11 protein-coding genes and 1 tRNA gene are annotated in these 16,993 nt (G+C 58.1%); 6 read left to right on the forward strand and 6 right to left on the reverse strand.

The window, feature by feature from the left end; translation table 11 throughout:
• Positions 1-72 precede the first annotated feature (72 nt).
• Positions 73-687 carry a dTMP kinase gene (locus ACVIW0_RS27450; protein WP_461355187.1) on the reverse strand — a complete coding sequence of 205 codons (615 nt, stop codon included), beginning with the start codon at positions 685-687 and terminating at the stop codon, positions 73-75.
• Between the two features lie 337 nt (positions 688-1,024).
• On the opposite strand from ACVIW0_RS27450, the gene ACVIW0_RS27455 reads away from it, so the two are divergent.
• The 3 genes from ACVIW0_RS27455 to ACVIW0_RS27465 are packed head-to-tail and all read left to right on the forward strand — an operon-like array spanning position 1,025 to position 3,632.
• Entirely contained in the window at positions 1,025-1,903 is an 879-nt protein-coding gene (locus ACVIW0_RS27455; protein WP_461355188.1) for a hypothetical protein, read from the forward strand.
• Positions 1,900-2,832, forward strand: a complete 933-nt coding sequence (locus ACVIW0_RS27460) for a radical SAM protein (protein WP_461355189.1) — start codon at positions 1,900-1,902, stop codon at positions 2,830-2,832. Before ACVIW0_RS27455 ends, ACVIW0_RS27460 begins: the two co-directional genes overlap by 4 nt.
• Before the next feature lie 29 nt (positions 2,833-2,861).
• Positions 2,862-3,632, forward strand: a complete 771-nt coding sequence (locus ACVIW0_RS27465) for an alpha/beta hydrolase (RefSeq protein WP_461355190.1) — start codon at positions 2,862-2,864, stop codon at positions 3,630-3,632.
• Positions 3,633-3,997: 365 nt separating this feature from the next.
• Here ACVIW0_RS27465 and ACVIW0_RS27470 read toward each other — a convergent pair whose 3' ends face one another.
• Positions 3,998-7,138: a P-loop NTPase gene (locus tag ACVIW0_RS27470; RefSeq protein WP_461355191.1), complete on the reverse strand. Its 3,141-nt coding sequence runs from the start codon at positions 7,136-7,138 to the stop codon at positions 3,998-4,000.
• 1,174 nt (positions 7,139-8,312) lie between these two features.
• Positions 8,313-8,546: a helix-turn-helix domain-containing protein gene (locus ACVIW0_RS27475; RefSeq protein WP_461355192.1), complete on the reverse strand. Its 234-nt coding sequence runs from the start codon at positions 8,544-8,546 to the stop codon at positions 8,313-8,315.
• Positions 8,547-8,682: 136 nt separating this feature from the next.
• Here ACVIW0_RS27475 and ACVIW0_RS27480 point away from each other — a divergent pair, with 136 nt between their 5' ends.
• On the forward strand, positions 8,683-9,108 hold the full coding sequence (locus ACVIW0_RS27480; RefSeq protein ID WP_461355193.1) for a hypothetical protein: 426 nt from the start codon (positions 8,683-8,685) through the stop codon (positions 9,106-9,108).
• 371 nt (positions 9,109-9,479) lie between these two features.
• Positions 9,480-10,463 (forward strand): PD-(D/E)XK nuclease domain-containing protein, encoded by a 984-nt coding sequence (locus ACVIW0_RS27485; protein ID WP_461355194.1) that lies wholly within the window; start codon positions 9,480-9,482, stop codon positions 10,461-10,463.
• An 820-nt stretch (positions 10,464-11,283) separates the two neighbouring features.
• Here the strand turns inward: ACVIW0_RS27485 and ACVIW0_RS27490 are convergent.
• Both ACVIW0_RS27490 and ACVIW0_RS27495 read right to left on the reverse strand, forming a co-directional pair.
• A complete protein-coding gene (locus tag ACVIW0_RS27490) occupies positions 11,284-11,595 on the reverse strand; it encodes a DUF736 domain-containing protein (protein ID WP_461355195.1) in 312 nt (103 codons plus the stop codon).
• Positions 11,596-12,319: 724 nt separating this feature from the next.
• Positions 12,320-14,326 carry a ParB/RepB/Spo0J family partition protein gene (locus tag ACVIW0_RS27495; protein WP_461357439.1) on the reverse strand — a complete coding sequence of 669 codons (2,007 nt, stop codon included), beginning with the start codon at positions 14,324-14,326 and terminating at the stop codon, positions 12,320-12,322.
• A 1,138-nt stretch (positions 14,327-15,464) separates the two neighbouring features.
• Between ACVIW0_RS27495 and ACVIW0_RS27500 the strand changes: the two genes are divergently transcribed.
• Positions 15,465-16,772 (forward strand): hypothetical protein, encoded by a 1,308-nt coding sequence (locus ACVIW0_RS27500; RefSeq protein ID WP_461355196.1) that lies wholly within the window; start codon positions 15,465-15,467, stop codon positions 16,770-16,772.
• An 18-nt stretch (positions 16,773-16,790) separates the two neighbouring features.
• Here the strand turns inward: ACVIW0_RS27500 and ACVIW0_RS27505 are convergent.
• A tRNA-Gln gene (locus ACVIW0_RS27505) sits at positions 16,791-16,865 on the reverse strand.
• Between the last annotated feature and the right edge of the window lie 128 nt (positions 16,866-16,993).

A 16,993-nucleotide genomic window follows, 5' to 3' on the forward strand; every position in this document is an offset into this window, starting at 1 on the left:
CGACGAGAATGCCTCAAGTGCGGCAATCGCTCTGGTTTGGCAAGACACGCCATGGCAGCTAATTGTGCTGCACTAGTCTTCAATCGTCGCGAGAACCTCCTCGACGAGAGCTGAGATCTCGGCACGCCCGTCCAGCCTTCGGATCGTTCCGGTTACGCACCGTTCGAATAGCGTGCGAACAGATTCCAAGTAGACCCTTCCTTTTCGTTCTACCGCATCGCTCATTCGAATCGACATGCGCTCAATGCAAAGGTCGATTGGGGTATCAATCCAGAAGATCTGGTCAGCCGTCTCCACGTCGCTGACAGCGAGTTTCGTTAGAGGCGCGAACTTCGGGCTCAGGGCTTCGGCATAGGCGTAATTGCTTAAGGTCGATCGATCCACGACCACGAAGTCATTGAGCGTAGCAAGATAAGGAATCTCCAAGCGATTCTTTCGTCTGCTCAAAAAGTGAAGTAGCAACTGACGCTCGACGTCGTCGCAATCGAAAGCGGGAGCGAGCACTGTCTCTCGGATCAGCATCGTACCGATTGGGACAGGCTCCGAAGACCCGGCGGGATAGAGGGCCGGCGAAGAGAATTCGCTCACGAGAGCAACCCTAGCTCCCTTCCTCTTGAGCGCTTCGGCCACAGCTTTGCTGAGGGTCGACTTCCCACAGCCGTCAACGCCGTCGAATTTTATGATCATCGCCTCAGACCCTTGGGATAGAAGCTGTGGGCCGCTAGCGGCCGTTCGTCATTTCGGTCTTTGGCCAAAGGCGTCGCCGTGCCCCAACCCCGACTTTAAACTCCGTACGGCAGACTAAGGTAATCACACTCCCGGCGCGACCGTGGCTGCACATCAAGATCCCCGCTTTTTTTGCGTTTCAAGGAAGTGAGGCAAACCCAGGGCGTCTCAGCCCTTTCTTCTTCAACGAGTGCATTTCTTCCCCTAGAGTACTGTAGGTTGGATTCGTTGGTTGGGTCTATACTTGACCTCGCTTTGAGGCGTGCGATGGGGCCACCGGAGCGCCAAGGCGAAGCTTTTGAGCGCCGCGCCGCGGAGAACGGTCGAGTTAGCGCTTGATTTCATTGAGTTATTTGGAGGAGCAATGTGGTCTTGGAAGGTTTTGGCGTCACTCTTGGGGGGCGGTCTGTTCGCGGCATTTTTGATCTTTGCCCACAATCCCGCCGTCCCAATGTTTACTACCGCCATCGGGATGGTGGTCGTCGCCATTTTCGTAGCCATTGCCGTAGTTCGGATTTTGGACACCGCAAAAACGCTTGAGAAGAGGGTTTCCGAAGCCGCCGCAACAATCGAGCAAGAGACAAGCAAGCTTGGAAGGAAAATATCGGAAATTAAGAAGCTCGAAATATACAGATTTTCGCAACGTGACGACTTCAATGACGATTATTGGAAAGAACAGATTGAAGCAGTTGCTCGAAATTCGTCGGCCAAAACCGATCTTGTTCTGGTGGGAAGGACGTTGGAGAAGTGGGTGGAGCAGCCATTCTCCGAACTCTTTGCAAATGCCGTTATATCGATACTGAGGGCTGGCGGAACGGTTCGAATGCTTACCCTGGACCCCAACGGCGAGGCGGGCAAAATGTATTTGCAAAATTCCGCTAGGAAGGACTTGGCTAGGGGCATTGAGAAAGTCGATACGTTCATCGAACGTCGGGTGCGACCGAACGTTAGTCCAGCTCAGTGGAAGAGACTGGACAGGCGCCAGACGAAGGAAGTTCCGCTTACATTCACGATGTTTCGGTCAGACACGCTGGTGTGGGTTTCGCCTTATCTGTCTATCATCGATACGAGTTCTAATCTGGCAATTGCCTGCGGCCACAGGTCACCAGTCGCGGTGGCCCTAATCAAGGACGTCGATGAGATGTGGAACCTAAAGCCGCGGGAGACGACGGCGTGACAACCGTACCAATCGCGCCCTTGGGTCTAGCCGAGTGGTGTCTGCTCGACCGTAGGACGAGCGAGCAAGCCTATCTATCCCGAAATTGGGACTTCGAGGTCGGTCAGCGCCTGGTCATTGGTGACGGTCGACGAATCGTTGAAGCTAGCATTTTCCGTCATTCGCTTCGCGGGCAGCCTGTCAAGACGGTGGTTGAGCTGCCGACCTCTTTCGGCTGCCAGGTTCGGTGCCCTCATTGCGCCTCCGGCGATATCGGAATGATACGCCAGCTCACTCCAGTGGATCTGGAGGGTGTCTATGACATCGCCTCTCGGGGTATCGAGGGGCCTCGCCTTGTTGCATTTTCCGGGATCGGCGAATGTTCGCTAAATGAGCGTGGAGTTTTCGCATTTGCCCGTTCCATTTCGCGGCGCGAACCTGCGGACTTCACGCTCACGACAGTTGGTGTACGCCCCGCCTTCGTTGATGCTGTCGATATCCTGGCGCGAGACATCCCGGTGAAACGCCTTCAGATATCGCTGTTTCATGCGCAAACTGAGTCGGTGAGGGCTTTCATGGGACGAGCTTTTGCTCGCTACGATATTGATGCTCTCATGGAGCGGGTGAGGGTTACGCAGCGAGTGCATGTACGCTTTAACATCGTTCTAATGGCCGGGTTCAATGATTCGCCTGATGTCTGGCGCGGACTGGGTCGTGTGTTCTCAGGTTTGGAAAAGAATATTTCCGTCCGCGTTTCCTACCTCAATGAGACCAATGTCAGCCGTCGCAATGGGATAGCTCCGGCGCCGCGGGAGCGCGTCCTCGAGGCCGCCTCGTGGTTCGCCGAACGCGGGTTCGACGCCTATCCATTCATGAGCTCGTTCAATGACGATATGAACTGCGGCCAGCTAGTTTGGAAATACCGCGCTTCAGGGAGCGCAGCCGCCTAACCCATCTGGTCCTGTTTTACGGGTTTGTCATGAAAGGTGACGTTGTCGTCCTGGTGCACGGTATCCGCGACTTGGCGTTGTGGCTTACCGAGCTAGCGCCCGAGTTACAAAAAAAGGGCTACGAGGTTCGTTATGCCAACTATGGGCGCTTTGGCTTGTTCGACTTCTTGGGGAATGGGGACGAACCGACTCGAATAGCGAAAGATAAGTTGTCGAGCCAGTTCATTCGTGTTCGGGACGAGTTTCCGGATAAGCCGATCCATGTGATAGCACATAGCTTCGGCAGCTACCTAGTCACGCTTCTTCTGCAAGAGCGCAGTCGTATGACAGCCCCACTTAGTGCCTATACCCACTTTTTCGATGGACGACTGATCTTTTGCGGGAGTGTAGCTGATGCAAATTTCCAGTTTGCGAACCACGCTGACCAGTTTCAAGGAAAGGTCGTCAACGAGGTCGGCACGAGGGATTTTTGGCCGGCTATCGCTCGCTTCGTCTCCGATCACAAGTTCGGCGCACCCGGAACCTACGGCTTCAAGGATCCCGGCGTCATCGACCGCTGGCATACAGACTTCGGGCACGGAGATTATCTAACGGCTCAATTCTGCCGAGATTGGTGGATCCCAATCCTAGACGGACTGCCGCCTTGTCTGGGTGCGAAGGCAAAGCCGCTCCCGTGGTGGGTCGACTGGATGGCTTCGTACACTCTCACCCAAGTTCGCCCTTGGTTAATTACAGGAGCGATTGGAACGACGGTGATCCTCGTCGGGGTGCTGGCATCAATTGTTTGGCTGCTATCCTGAGACAGCACCTTCACTTCCGCTTACGTAGCCGAAGTACGCCTCAACGCTGCGACGGCCTGCAAAGCCTATCCAAACCTCCTAAGTCTGCGGTCCCGATTGCTCGAGCGTCCGCAATTGGCGCAATGCGAACATAAGGCGCAAGCTATAATGGCACCGTGAACACTTACGAATACGGCAAGCAGTCTCGTGGGCTGATACTGCGCTCGGAGGGCGTTCGCATTTGCTGCGGGTTCAACGGCTTGTGCCGATGACGAGGATCGAAACGGTTCTTTCAGCCCTCAAGAGGGCCTTTCAGCTCTGTTGCGCTGGTCACAGCATCAGCCAGAACCTTGGGTCGACCAACGAAGTTCATCCTACGGCCAATCCTACTTAGTCGACCGGCCAAGCTTCAGGTCAACCGCACAGGGTCCACTCCGATTGAACCTGATCCTGAAGTTCACGTCCGACCCAACCGACAACTCCGACAGCACGTCAGGCTCCACAAGCGAGTTGTGCGCGAAGATGCTGCTTGGATAGCTTCCCGACCGGATGAAGAAGAATTGCGGCTTCATGCCCTCAACCGTTCCCGAATAGCGGCCGAGCAAAGCGGTCACCGCAGATTCCTTGCGGGGTGCGACTTTTCTGAAGCTCGGCGGCGCCTTCGAGTTGATGTAATCGAACAGCTCCGACGCCCGCTGCGGCTGCCCGCGATAAAACAAGAACTCGCCCAGGACGTAACGCTCTTCGTAGTTCGCATCACCGGCCGAAAAGCTGTTCCTCAAATGTTGCTCGACGAGACCAGCGTCGAAGTTTGGCTGACGCAGGTAATGCAGGGCAAGCATCTGGTGTGCTTGCTTGTCGTCTGAATTCCGGGTCAACGCTTCCTTCAATATCTTTTCGGCGTCGACGTCCCGCTTTCTAGCCTGATAGATTCGAGCCACACGGATGGCCAGGCCGGAACCACGGGGACCGGCTGCCCACGCCCTTTCGAGCGCCCACAATGCCTTGTCCTTCTGGTCCAGCTCACTCCTGAGACGGGCTTCAACTTGGATGATGTCGGAGTCGTCAGGAAACTCTTGCTGGGCTTTGATAAGGGCGGTCTCGGCGTCCTTCACCTTCTCCGCGAAGAAGATGGCGTCGTGGGGTTTGGCGTCCTCCGCCAGGGCCCGCCCGATGTCCTCGACCTCGTCCACCAGCAGCTTGCACCGGCTCGACACCGTGAACCTGTCGTTCTGCGGCAGTTCAGCTAGCCGCGCCCTCACCCGCCTGCGGAGGGATTCCTTCAAAATGACCGAGGGTTCGTCGTTCGCTCTTCGGCGATCGATTTCGGCCTGGGTGTGAACGATACTTTTGTTCTTGGGGTCGAGGTCGTGGGCGTCCGCGGCGTGTCGCTCTGCGTCGGTAATCGATCCATGCGGATGGTTCAGCTCGAACACTGCCCACTGCTGATGCAGGAAGGCCTGAGTGGGGGCTGCTTTGATTGCGGCTTCGTAGATTCCTCGAACTTCATCTGGCTTGTTGAAGTTTTCGGCCAGACCACGCCCCTTCGTCATCTCCTCCAAGGCACGGCGGTCGGAGGAATATCCGACATCCATGCCGTCCAGAATCCTGATGAACTGGCGCGATTTTGCTTCGTCAGTAGGACACACCTGCCTAAACACGAGCTGGGCAACGCGGGAGTGGCGGGTCCGGTATACATAGTCGCCCGAATAGCTATCGGTTGTGACCCGTACGATGTTTTCGAGGGGGTGGAAGAAGTTGTTCTTGTAGTCCTCGAAATCGATGCCCGAGATACGTGAAATCGTACCGGCCCTGATGTTCACCCCGAATTGGTGCATGGTCGCGATATCGAGGTAAAGCTGGCGAGCTTGTTCCGGGTTCACATTCTGGTGCTCGGAGAAGACAATCTCCTCGAAGGGTTTGCCTTGCGTCAGTTCGTGCAAAGCCACTAAGAGCTGCCTATCGGCGCGGCCCATGAACGCTTCGATACGCTCCTCGTAGTTCTTCTCCTTCAGCAGTCCCAAGCAGGAGTGCTTTTCGAGCAAATCGAGCAGCGAGACTGTTTCGTCGGCGGACAGGTTGCCGACCCGCTTTTCAACCGGCTCCAGATCCTCAAGAGCACCACAGTACGTGTTCCAATCGGAATCTCTCTCGGCACCGACGATGACCAACGGGATTTGTTTTTGCTGGGCGTGTTTGTGGAGCGCCAGAAGCTTGTCGACGTGAAGCGCGAGTTGGTCGACGAACAGGTACATCGTCGCGTTGGTCAGCTCGTAGATTTCTGCGAACACCTCCGGCCGGAGGGCGCCATCCTCCTTCAGCCACAGTACGAGCGCGTTTGAAGCAGTGGCGGCCTCGAATGCGGTTCGCTTGAGAACAATCGATTTGCCCGCACCGCCAGGCCCGCGCGCGACGACCAGAAAAGGTCCCTTCAGGTTCTCATTTTCGAGCAGGATCGTGAAAAGGAGGTCGTCTTCGATCTTTCTGCGAGCGTCGAATCTCTGGACAATGCTGCCCCAGCCGGTGTCATACCCCGAGTAAAATCGTTCCGCGGTCTGCGGTGCAGATGACATGCCGGCATGGACGTGGGTAAGGTCGTTCTGCAGCGCCAGCTTGACTTTGTCGGATTCCTCGGTTCGCTGGACGTAAAACTTGCGAAGCGGCAACTCAGATACCGCATCACTGACGGCCAGGGATCGCCAGAGCGGCGGGATGGCCGCATCGAGCGATTGCATGAACTCCCCGAACCGCGCCTTGATAACCTCGATGTTCTTCGAGGCCCAGTAATTGATATCGTAGTCCTCAGCATCGGGCGTGACGATGTACCAGCGCGGTCGTCGGTTGGTCTCCAGCTTGTAAATCAGTTCCCGGATGTGGGGATCATCAAGCCGATAGCCGATAAAGAGCAACGTCGACTCTCGGGCGAGCTGCCTCAGCCTTTCAAACAGGTGGGTGCGGTTGGCCGAATACGTTGCGTACTGCTCCTTGGCCAGGACGAGAGGCACGTCGCGGTCGTAGACATGATCGAGACAGCCATGCAGTTTCAAATATGCCACGGGATTAGGGACCGCCTGCATCCGCTCCTCAACAGGCTCATCGTCCTTGATAAACCGTACGAGGGACTGCATGCGCTTTGGCGAGCTGCTGTAGGCTTGCTCGACAAGGGTGTCGTAGTTGGTGGTCGCGATCATGCGCCAGTTGAAGGCGCTGAGAGCGATGTGCGCCTGAGATGGCGGGTAGCCGTCGAAAGCTTGCCGCACCGCATCGTAGACCAGACCAGTCCCCCCAGCCGACGAGATCGCCATGTCGGACACGGCCATCACGTCCCTGTTTGGGATAAGCTTGCCGAAGAACTTCTGGGCCAGGACGTCCCTGAGCTGGTCGGCATCAGGTGGCATCTTGCCGGTAGAATTACGAGATTCCTTCGAGGCACCCGCTCCTAGGAAGGGAATAACCCGCTTGCTTTTGACCGCCTCAACAAGCACGTCCGGAATCTTGACGAGCGGCGCGGCCGGTTTTTTCCCCATGGAAGCCCCCAACAATAAAAGGCTCCATTGATTTTGAGCCCTTATTCCCTTCGTAGTTGTGCAAGGGGCCATTGCAAGCCCTAAATTGGGCTAACACCCAGCTTTCCAGTGGGGGCCTAGAGGCTATCAGCGAACCTTGCGACCCAAGCCACCATCGGTACGACAAAGGCTAAGATCATGACGGCACCAAACGCGATTACGTTCTTCATCGCTATTCCTCTGTATGTGCTTCTCGCGCTGGGTCATCTTGTGCCGCTGCTCAAATAGGCGCTACGCTAACAAGGTCCGGCGCATCCTCCCCCACCCCCAGGCGCCCAACATGCCCCGTAACCAATCGGGGCTTTTTGCTAGGAGACTTATGGCCACAAAGCGCTGCCTATACACATCTACTTTTGTCCAGGAAATGCTCCGACGCACAACGCCGCTGAAGCCGCTTATAACGTACTTGTCGCGCCGGTTTACGTCTGTGGTTATCAGCTCGGCTTCTATCTGGAAGTGGGCACACGTGACTGGACTTTGTTGGTTGAGGAATATCGCGGCGGACAACTGGCCCAGAGCGTGACGCGGGAGTTTGCCCGCCCGGTTCGTCACGTTTCTGATTCAGATATGTTCGCTCGCTCCGAATCGAGAGCCCGACGACCGGTCCACAACAAATACGAGGTTCGCCGCGAAGCTCCTCGAATTAAAGGAGCCTCGGCGAAATTTCTTGCTTTAGCTTTTCCAATCTTCGCCAACGCGGCGCACGCCGAACGGATTGGCTTGAAATGCACTCTCCCCAGCACAGCAGTGGACGGAGAATGGCACTTACTCGAGAGGATACCGGCGTTCAGCGGGACGTTCCTGAAGAGGTGACTTTCGCTTACACCCATGCTGCAGATTTTGGCCAGAGCACGTACAAACGATGCGCTAGTGGGAGCCGCGGCGATGACTCTGACGGAGATTGTTGCTCGTGCCATCCATCATTCTCGGTTAGGGCTCATTGGAGCGCTACCGTGCGGGACAACGAAGAAACTTTCAATGGATGCGGAAAAAGACGCAGATCAGCTACGGCAATTTCAATCCACCCCATTACTTGTAGATCAAGCCCCGGCAAGTTTGGACGCGTGTGGCGAAACTGTACAATAAAACGTGAGCTGTTACAGGACGAGTTCCAAGCTCTTCAGGGTAGACGACCTCAATTGCCGCGCTTCTGTCGAGACGGTGACGGTGCCAATAAGTCTAAGTGGCTAACCCCCAATGCTTTTGCAATCTCGTACAGGGTCACAACGGTCGGGTTACGGCGCCCAGACTCAAGTCCGCTAAGATACTGCTGGCTAAAGCCGGACATATCGCTGAACTGCTCCTGAGTCAGCTTCTTTTCAAGTCGAATCCTTCTGACATTTTGGCCAACCAGCCTGCGCATATCCATGCGCGGAAACAAAATCGATTACACAATTTAAGTTTATCAACTATAATATGTATAAGCGGTCAGCCTGACCGCTTCAGTACGACCTCCTAAACCAAATTCCACCTGTCCTGTGCATCTTGCGGAAACGAAGGACGAGATGGCCGATACGTTCGAAGCATTCTTGGCCGCTGAAAGCGGGGGGCCACTGGGTCCGACCTGGTACCGGGCCGGCTATCGCTGCGGTGAGACCGGAAACGTGGTTTGTGCCGTGGAGCTTCCCGCCTCGATTGTCGAGGCGACGATACTAAGAGATGCGAAGCTCACCGCCACCGTAGCGCCGGACGGACACGTTCGATTCAGCGTGCGCGGAATCGCCCACGAAGACACATGCGAAGGTCTACCCTCGATCATTGAATCGATTGACCAACTCATCGCTCAGTCAGTCGCGATCGACAATTTACACTTGGTAGAGATGACCTCTGCCGATCTGAATTCCCTTTTGCAACGGCTTCGGCGTTCTGTTGCTCTCGTACAAGAAGCCATACTGCACTTGTCAGATCAGCCAGTCCAAAATCCGAAGTGATGTTCTTTCGCCAATCGAGCTAAAGCGACGGGCAGTGTACCCTCATAAAGCTTGTTAACTGGCGACCCGTCGTGGTTTTGATTGAGCGGGACACACTGGCTCCACGAAGTGTCGTTCTTGCTGCGCGCGCCCGGCAGAACCCTGACGACATCCACGTTAAAGGCACTGCCGAACTCGGTCGATCGAGTACCAGGATCGTTTGCCGCCAAGCCGTCAACTCCGTCTTGCTACCACCGCGAGTGGGGTTACAATAAGGTCTTATGCGAATTGTGTCGCACGCGGCTCTTCCGGACCCCTGCCTTAACCGCGACCAAGGAAGGGCTAGGTCGACGGCCCGAGCCACGAAATTTCTTATTAGGGAGGAGACCCTCGTGCCGGCTGACGAATACGTACAGTGGAAAAAGATTTCCTATGACCTGCACGAGTTCGTTGCAAGAGCGAACGAACAATTTCAGCTGAAGGCCATCTACCTGTTCGGTTCACGACGATTCAAGACACTCAGCCTGCGCTCCGACATCGACGTATTCCTTGTGCCCGAGTCTTACATCAAGCCGAGCGATCTGCGACGTTTCCGAGAGGAGACGTGCCTAGCGCTTGACATCTTTCTGCTTGAGCATGGCCGCGCGACCAGCGCCGTCAATGATAGCTATATCCAACTTGATGATGACGATGCGGTCATCGATGTGACGAGGGCCGTCAAGCTATGGTGTAAAGATGATGGTGACTCCAGCGACCCGGACATTTCGTGGATCCAAGAGTACGCAGATCACGTGAACTTTAGGGATACCATTCTTCCCAATGTTCGTCTGGTAAGATCCCTTGACAGCCTGAAGACTCGCCTCGACCAACAAGGACTTCCGACCGCTCCTGTGATCGGCGAGGACGAAGAGGAAATTGCACGTCGGCTGATTGAAACTGCGCGCGTCACTGCTACGTTTACTTTGTCTGACTTCCCGGGCAAAGGATCGGCGCGAGGGTCATTCGTAGTGGCTCCTCAGAGCGAGTACGACTTCCAGGACCTCTTTTGGATTGCGACGAAGCCTTGGATCGGGCAGGCCGCGAGGGAACGAGTTGAAATCGTGTTTGACGGACAGAGGAAGAAATCCGATTTCAGCCTGATGCACTCGCGATTCATCGTGGAGATGAAGTTTGCCAAAGATAAAGATGATGCGCGCGAGATTGCCAAAACGCTGAGTGGACTTGCGGACTTCTATCGCCAACACCCTAACGTCCGCATTCTCTTGTTCATCGTTTATGCTCGCAAGGCTTCGGACATCGACAAGACCGCCTGGGAAGCGAGCTTTTCCCGGGTGTCAGAGCCCCGCGTGATCGTGAGCGTGATCGAGGTTGCATAGGACCCAAGAAGTATTACCGATGTCACGCTACGCTTGGTAAGGGACAGCCCACAGACCACATTGAACCTGTGGTGTGATTTCCTTAACCAACTTGGGCAACGATCCTGTGCTAGTCACTGGGTCACTGTCGATCCCATCCGACATCACTATCGTCAGCGCAAGGTCGCGGGGTTCGTTTGAGCGGTCTAACGGATGGCTCGACTCGCTGCGCTTCAGGCAGCTACAGCCTGGTTTCGTGTCTGGGCCGAGGGCTCCGAGCCCCTGCACTCACTCATTAGAAACAACAGCGGCCGCGATGCAGACGTCTTTCGTCAGCGAGACTGGGCGGTTAGCGATATTGTAGCAACACCGCGCCTAACACTAGCGGCAAAATCTTGGATGTACAGACAACCACTTAGCCGCCTTCCGGCTACAGTGCTTTTATCTTGCCTTCGCAATCGCTTGCTATCTGCGCTTCACCTCACCCCTTCTCGCTTCCTCTCTCTGCCGTAGCGCGTTTCTAGGAACGGCTTGAAATACAGCCTTTTCACTCAACAAACGGACGGCAGTTCGAGCTCTGAGAGCACGCGCAGAGACGTCATTCCTGGCTGCGAGACGAACGAACTAACACGCCTTTAGATCGAAAATCACAGCCCGATCCGCCGCGAAATTTCAAGCGATCGATCCAAAACGCTACGCCAAAACCCTTCCATCAATCGCATTTTGGCCAACGGCGAAGCCTTTCCGATCGCAAAATGCCCCTTCCACTCTCCCAAAAAGCGGCGCAACAAACACAAAAAAGCCCCGCCTCCGAGGAGGCGGGGCCGATGGTGGCGGCCGATCAGTCGCCGCTGCGACGGGACCAGATCAGGCTGAAACCTTCCTCACCTTCGACCTTCACCAGCGAGGCGTAGATCGGGGCCGGGAAGCTCGGATCGTCGAGCTTGACCGAGAGATATTCCCGCTCGCTGTCGCGCACGGTCTTCTTCCAGGCGGCGCCGAACTCGGTCGCGCCGGCGAAGATGCGGTAGTCGGGAGCCTTGTCGTTGTCCTTTTCGGATGCCGTGAACTTGGCCTTGATGTTGAGCGTCAGCGTCTTGATCGAGCCGGTGTAGCCGCTATCGGAAGCGGTGAAAGTGCCGATGGTCGCCATGATAATCTCCGTCTGTTTTGCTCGGGCCGCGTCCATCGCAGCCTCGATGGCGATCCCTTGCCCGGGGAGCGATCGGCCCGCAGCCTTTTTGGGGCCTGCAGCGCAGCGGAGGACGGCGAAAGCCTGCTTTTTTGTCTTCCCGCGAGGAATGCCGCCCCCTTCGCGGCAGGGGAAAAAAGCAGGCGTGAGCTGTTGCGGGAAGGCGATCGAGGCGCTTGCCGTCTCCCGGGCTTGATCAGCCCAATCGTGACTGCGTTGGACGCGAGCCCATGACCGGACTGACGGAGATTTTCATGGCGATCGCCCCACGTCACAGCATTAGACAACGGCTGAATCGGTGGAAGATAAGCCGATGTCCGCCCATCAAATGTAAGGAGGGCGCATCGGGATCAAAGCGAAGAACCGGGCCACATGTTTGCATAGGACACCGGTCGCACCGCTGGAATGGTCCGCCCGACTGCATCCTCGACAATCGGAATCAAGGCACGATCCGTGCTTCCCGGCCCCGATCTATGCCTCGCTGGTGAAGGTCGAAGGAGGCGCGATACAGCCGCCCTGGCTACAGCAATCGGCGTAGATCGGACGGGTCATCGGCCCCCAATCGGAGGGAGCCCTTGCGTGGAAAATTGCCGCTTTGCACACGTCGAACCGGCCGCGCGCCGTCAGGTGCGCGGCCGAAATTTTTGAGCCCCCCGGGGCCGCCTAAGCGGCCCCGGCGTTGGTTTCACTCCGCAGCTTCCGCTCCGAATTCGCTGCCTTCCACCTCACTCTGCGCGTCGGCTTGCGCCTGCGGCACGGCCATCCGCAGCAGCGACGGCAGCCAGCCGGTCGCCGCCAACAGCTGCTCCGCAGCCTGCGCCATGTCGGCCTTCTTCAGCGCCATCAGCCGCTCGGCCGCCTCCCCGCCGACGCCTTCGCGGACAGCTTCCAGAATGGCCGCCTTGGTGACGCGGCCGAGATAACTGCGCACCGTCGGGCGCCAGTAGGCGGTCATGTCGAGGGCCACGGCCTCGGCCAAACGGCGGCCCGCCGCCAGCGCACGCGGCCTGCGGTCGAACGGCAATTTGACCGCATTGACCGTCAGAGCGACGCAATGCGCGAACAGCGCCATGCGGCTGTCGTGGTCGAGCTCGGCCACGAACTCCCACAGTCCGGCGACGTCTCTGGGCATCTGCCGCGCCCAATTGGCATGGCGATCCGACCAAGTTTTGCCGGCCGGCGTGTCCTCGATCCCGTCCGCATGCGCAGCCAGATCGGTCCGCACCGGCTGGATGCCGACCACATGCGCGTTCGCTCCGAGATAGAAGATTTGCGCGGCGAGCGCATGGGTGACCGCCACGATGGCAACATCAGGCTGCTCACTCAAATTGAGGCGCAGCCCCAAGGTCCGGTGCGCGGTCAGGTCGCGAACAAGGGCGTCGGATAGCCGGTGGTTCTCGTCTTCCTCGTCGCTCGCGCCCTCGTCGCCCTCGTCATCCGGCGCGCCCTCCTCGCCTCCTCCATCCTCTTCATCCCGCGCCTCGGCGCCGCTCTCCGGGCCGGTCTCGGCCCCGCGCTTCTCGTCCTCCAGGCGGATAAAACCCCGCTCGACCCGCACCGTACCGTCGTGACTGAGGACCACGAAGGCGCCGCCGCGCGCAACGTCGGCGGGATCGTAGGCCTGCCGCTTTGCCTCCAGCCGCTCGATCTCAGCCTCCAGTTCACCGAACCGCGCATCAACGTCGTCGGGCAGTTCCTCGGCCGTCTGATGCTGCTCGGTCAGCCGGTCGAACTCGGCCTGAACCGCCTGGAGGACGGTCTGATCTTCCGCCGAAAGCTCGACCGGATGCGGATAGACCCGGCGCATGCCGTGGGCATGCGGGAAGTCGAGATGGGCTTCCGTCCATCGCCATCCCTCGGCTGCCCGCAGGCTATCAGCCTCGCGGCCGAGCCTTGCGGTCACCAAGAGATCGAGCAGCGCAACGTCTTCCAGATAGCCGCCGCGATCCTCGGTAAAGAGGTCGCGCAGCACGGTGCCGCCCGCCTGCGCATAGGCCTCGAGCCCGACGAAACGCGCGCGCCGATCCGTGGCCGCGACATGGGTTTCGGTGAGCAGACGACGGATGGTGGCAGCATCCGGGTCGAAGGGCAGGCGCTCATAGACGGCTTCCTGCCGGGCATGATCATCGGTGATGGCAAACGCCATCAATTGCTCAAGCGTCAGCTTGTCACCGCGATAGAGCTGCACCAATTTGGGCGAAACCGCGCCCAGCCGCAGGCGTTGCCGCACCACATGCGCGGTGACGCCAAAGCGAGCCGCGATCTCCTCCGCACAGAGGCCGCGCTCGTCCGCAAGCTTCCTGAACGCCTCGAACTCGTCGGCCGGATGCATCCTCTCCCGCGTGACATTCTCGTCCAAGCTGATTTCGTGGGGGTCGTTCGCGGTATCGATGACGCAGCGGATCGGTTCGTTTTTCTTGATCTCCTTGCGCTTGACCCGCAGCAGCTGAGCCAGCCGCCGGCCCTCGCCGATGGTCACGCAAAAGAACCCCGTCGCCGCTCCCTCGCCATCGACCTCCGGTTCAACAACCAGATTCTGCAGGATGCCCTTGACGGCGATGCTCGCCGCCAACGCCTCGATCGCTGCCTCACTGTGCGGCGTCTTGCGCGCGTTCTTCGGCGACTTCTTGAGCTTGCCGAGCGGAATGCGAACCTCAGTTCCATCGGGTATTCCAATTGATTTGGCCGACATGATCATTCTTCCTTTTGCTTCCATGGGTGCAGGGCGCACTCCGCGCCTGCGCCCCTGCCCGTCGGCGAGACCGGGGGTAGCAAGTGCCAGGGCGACCCGGGCGGAGGGGGATCGCCCGCCCGAAGGGCCGCTTCGCAAGAAGCGGGTCTGCACAAGCGCATGCCATGCCGTCCAAGGTCGGCAGAATGAAAACAGCGCGGAAGACCGGGGAGACCGCCCGGGTCGGCGCCGGCATAAGCCGGCGCTTCACCCTGGCGCGCGCGAGGGGCAGCGCCCCGTAGCCTCGATCATGAGAACGCTGCGCAACCCGGAAGAAGTGAAATCAAGCCAAGAGTGGACAAAATCAAAGAGGGCAGCCGACGACAGGGCAGTGATAGCGACGCGGGCATGCAATGCCCGCGGGCACCGAGGCGACTGCAGTCGCGAGACCGGTTAACAAGGTACCCGAGCGCGGGACAGTGATAACGACGCCGGCATGCAATGACGGCGGGCCCGCGGGCGAGTGCCTCCGGCGAGCGACACATTATACTCTCTTACTTGCGCGAGGAATCGAAGCCGAATGCCGAGACACCGTGCGGCTTGGTTTACGAGAGCCCGCTGGGGCGACAGCCGCACGCGCCCACGCAACCAATCCGAAGCAGCAGAGAGATGACACGAATATGATCGGCTTGACCTAGCAGCGGCTAGTGATACCGGGGCGCCGCAAGCGGCCTGACTTGGGCGGAAGATGCAGCAACTTAGCTTTGCCAGCAGTTGAGCAATTTCCCTGCGCGATGTTTAATTGCGATCAACAGCTCGACCGTAGAACAAGCACCGAATAGACTCTTCCATGGGCGCGAAATCGTCGTCATTCCCGTCGCCACCCATAATCTACTTCATGTGACGTCAGCGTTTTGGTTTGCGCGATGCGACGCTCTGCCCTCATTCCGATCGGTTCTTGGCCCCGCCGCATGCCTGCGGCAATCGCAGCTGGATACTGCGGAGAATCTTCCGTCGAAGCATTTCTCAAACGAGTCGGCATCGAGTATCCTCAACCACGGATCAAAGAAGGACGACGCCAGCTGTGGTTGAGAGACGATCTGGACCGGGCGATAGCTCCGCACCTCGTTCCCGGCGACCTCGCCGAGGATTTGTGAGCGTGGAACTGCCTCGTCACGTTATCCCGAAGGTGCTGGCGACCGGTCGGACGGCGTTCTATTACAATGTCCCGACACGCTATCGGAAAATGGGCTGCCCGGTGCCGAATGAGCCTTTGGGCACTGACTATGCCAAGGCTTGCGGAGAAGGCGGCCGGGCCGAAACGTTGAATGGCCTTTTCGATGAATGGATGGATGCCCGCAAGGGACTCCCGGTCTCGAGCGAAGCAGCGCCACGGATCGGTACAATCGACTGGCTCTTCCGTGAGTATCGGCAGAGCCGCGCGTACCTGGAGAAGGTCAAGCCACGGTCGCGCCGAAACTACGAATGGAACATGCGCGAGATCTGCGACACGCTGACCAAGCGCGGCGATCGCGTCGGCGGCAGGCCAATCAAGTCAGTGACGCCCCTCAGCGCCGACAAGCTGTACGACACGTTCGTCAAGGGAGGGAAGGGCAACCGGCTCCGGACTGCCGAGAAGCTGATCGTACTCTGCCGCAAGGCCTGGCGCGTCGTTCATCGCCTGCACCCTGCCGAGTTTCCCCAGGACATTCCTAATCCTTGGCTGGGGGTTACCATGGCGACCCGGGTCAAATTGGTGAAGCACGCGGTGACGCGTGAGCAGGTCTACACATTCGCGAACGGCTGCGTCGAGCGTGGCGAGCCTGAATGCGCAGCGGCAGCTGTCATCTGTTTCGAGTGGTTGCAGCGCCCGGAAAACGTGATTGCCGGCCACATCAAATGGAGCGGGTATCGAACCGGGCACAAGCCGACGATTCGGATTGAGCATCACAAGACCGGAGCGGTGATCGACCATCCCCTGGAAGAACGTTTGGCCAACGGTGAAGTCGTCAAATTCTATGAGGAAGCTGAGGGAGTGCTGGCTAGGCTGACGCGTCGCGGCGTACCGATGATCCTACGCGAGATCGTGCCCCACCGGCACCGCGGCTCGGACGAGGATCAAAAATCCGTCTCGAAGCCCTACTCGTTCTCCGGCATGCAAAAGATTGTCCAGCGGATGAGGAAGGATATCGGTCTGCCCAAAGAGTTCACCTTGGACGCCTGCCGACACGGCGGGATGACCGAACTCGAGGAAGCGGAACTGACCGAGGGACAGGGCCGCGCCCTATCCGCGCACCGCACCAAAGAGAGCTATGCCGGCTACGCTAAACGGACCGAAGCCCGCCTGCTGTCCGCGACTCGGAAACGGCATGCGCACCTGCTTGCGAACCAAACGGCAACAGACATTCAGAATGCGACCGCGGACGACGTTCAGAACACAGAACAAGAACTCTCGAAAATATCCTGATTAATCAAAGTGTTATGATGGCTGGGGCGGGAGGGATCGAACCTCCGAATGGCGGAATCAAAATCCGCTGCCTTACCGCTTGGCTACGCCCCAACGTGCCGATCGACGGCCACGTCGGTCTATAGGGTGAGTCCCGCCATTTCAACAGCGCGGCGGTCGAAAAGGCACGAAAGCCGCAGGGTGATGCCGGTCCCCCTAATATGTCCCCTCTAATATAGAGT

The sequence above is a fragment of the Bradyrhizobium sp. USDA 4454 genome (assembly GCF_054822705.1).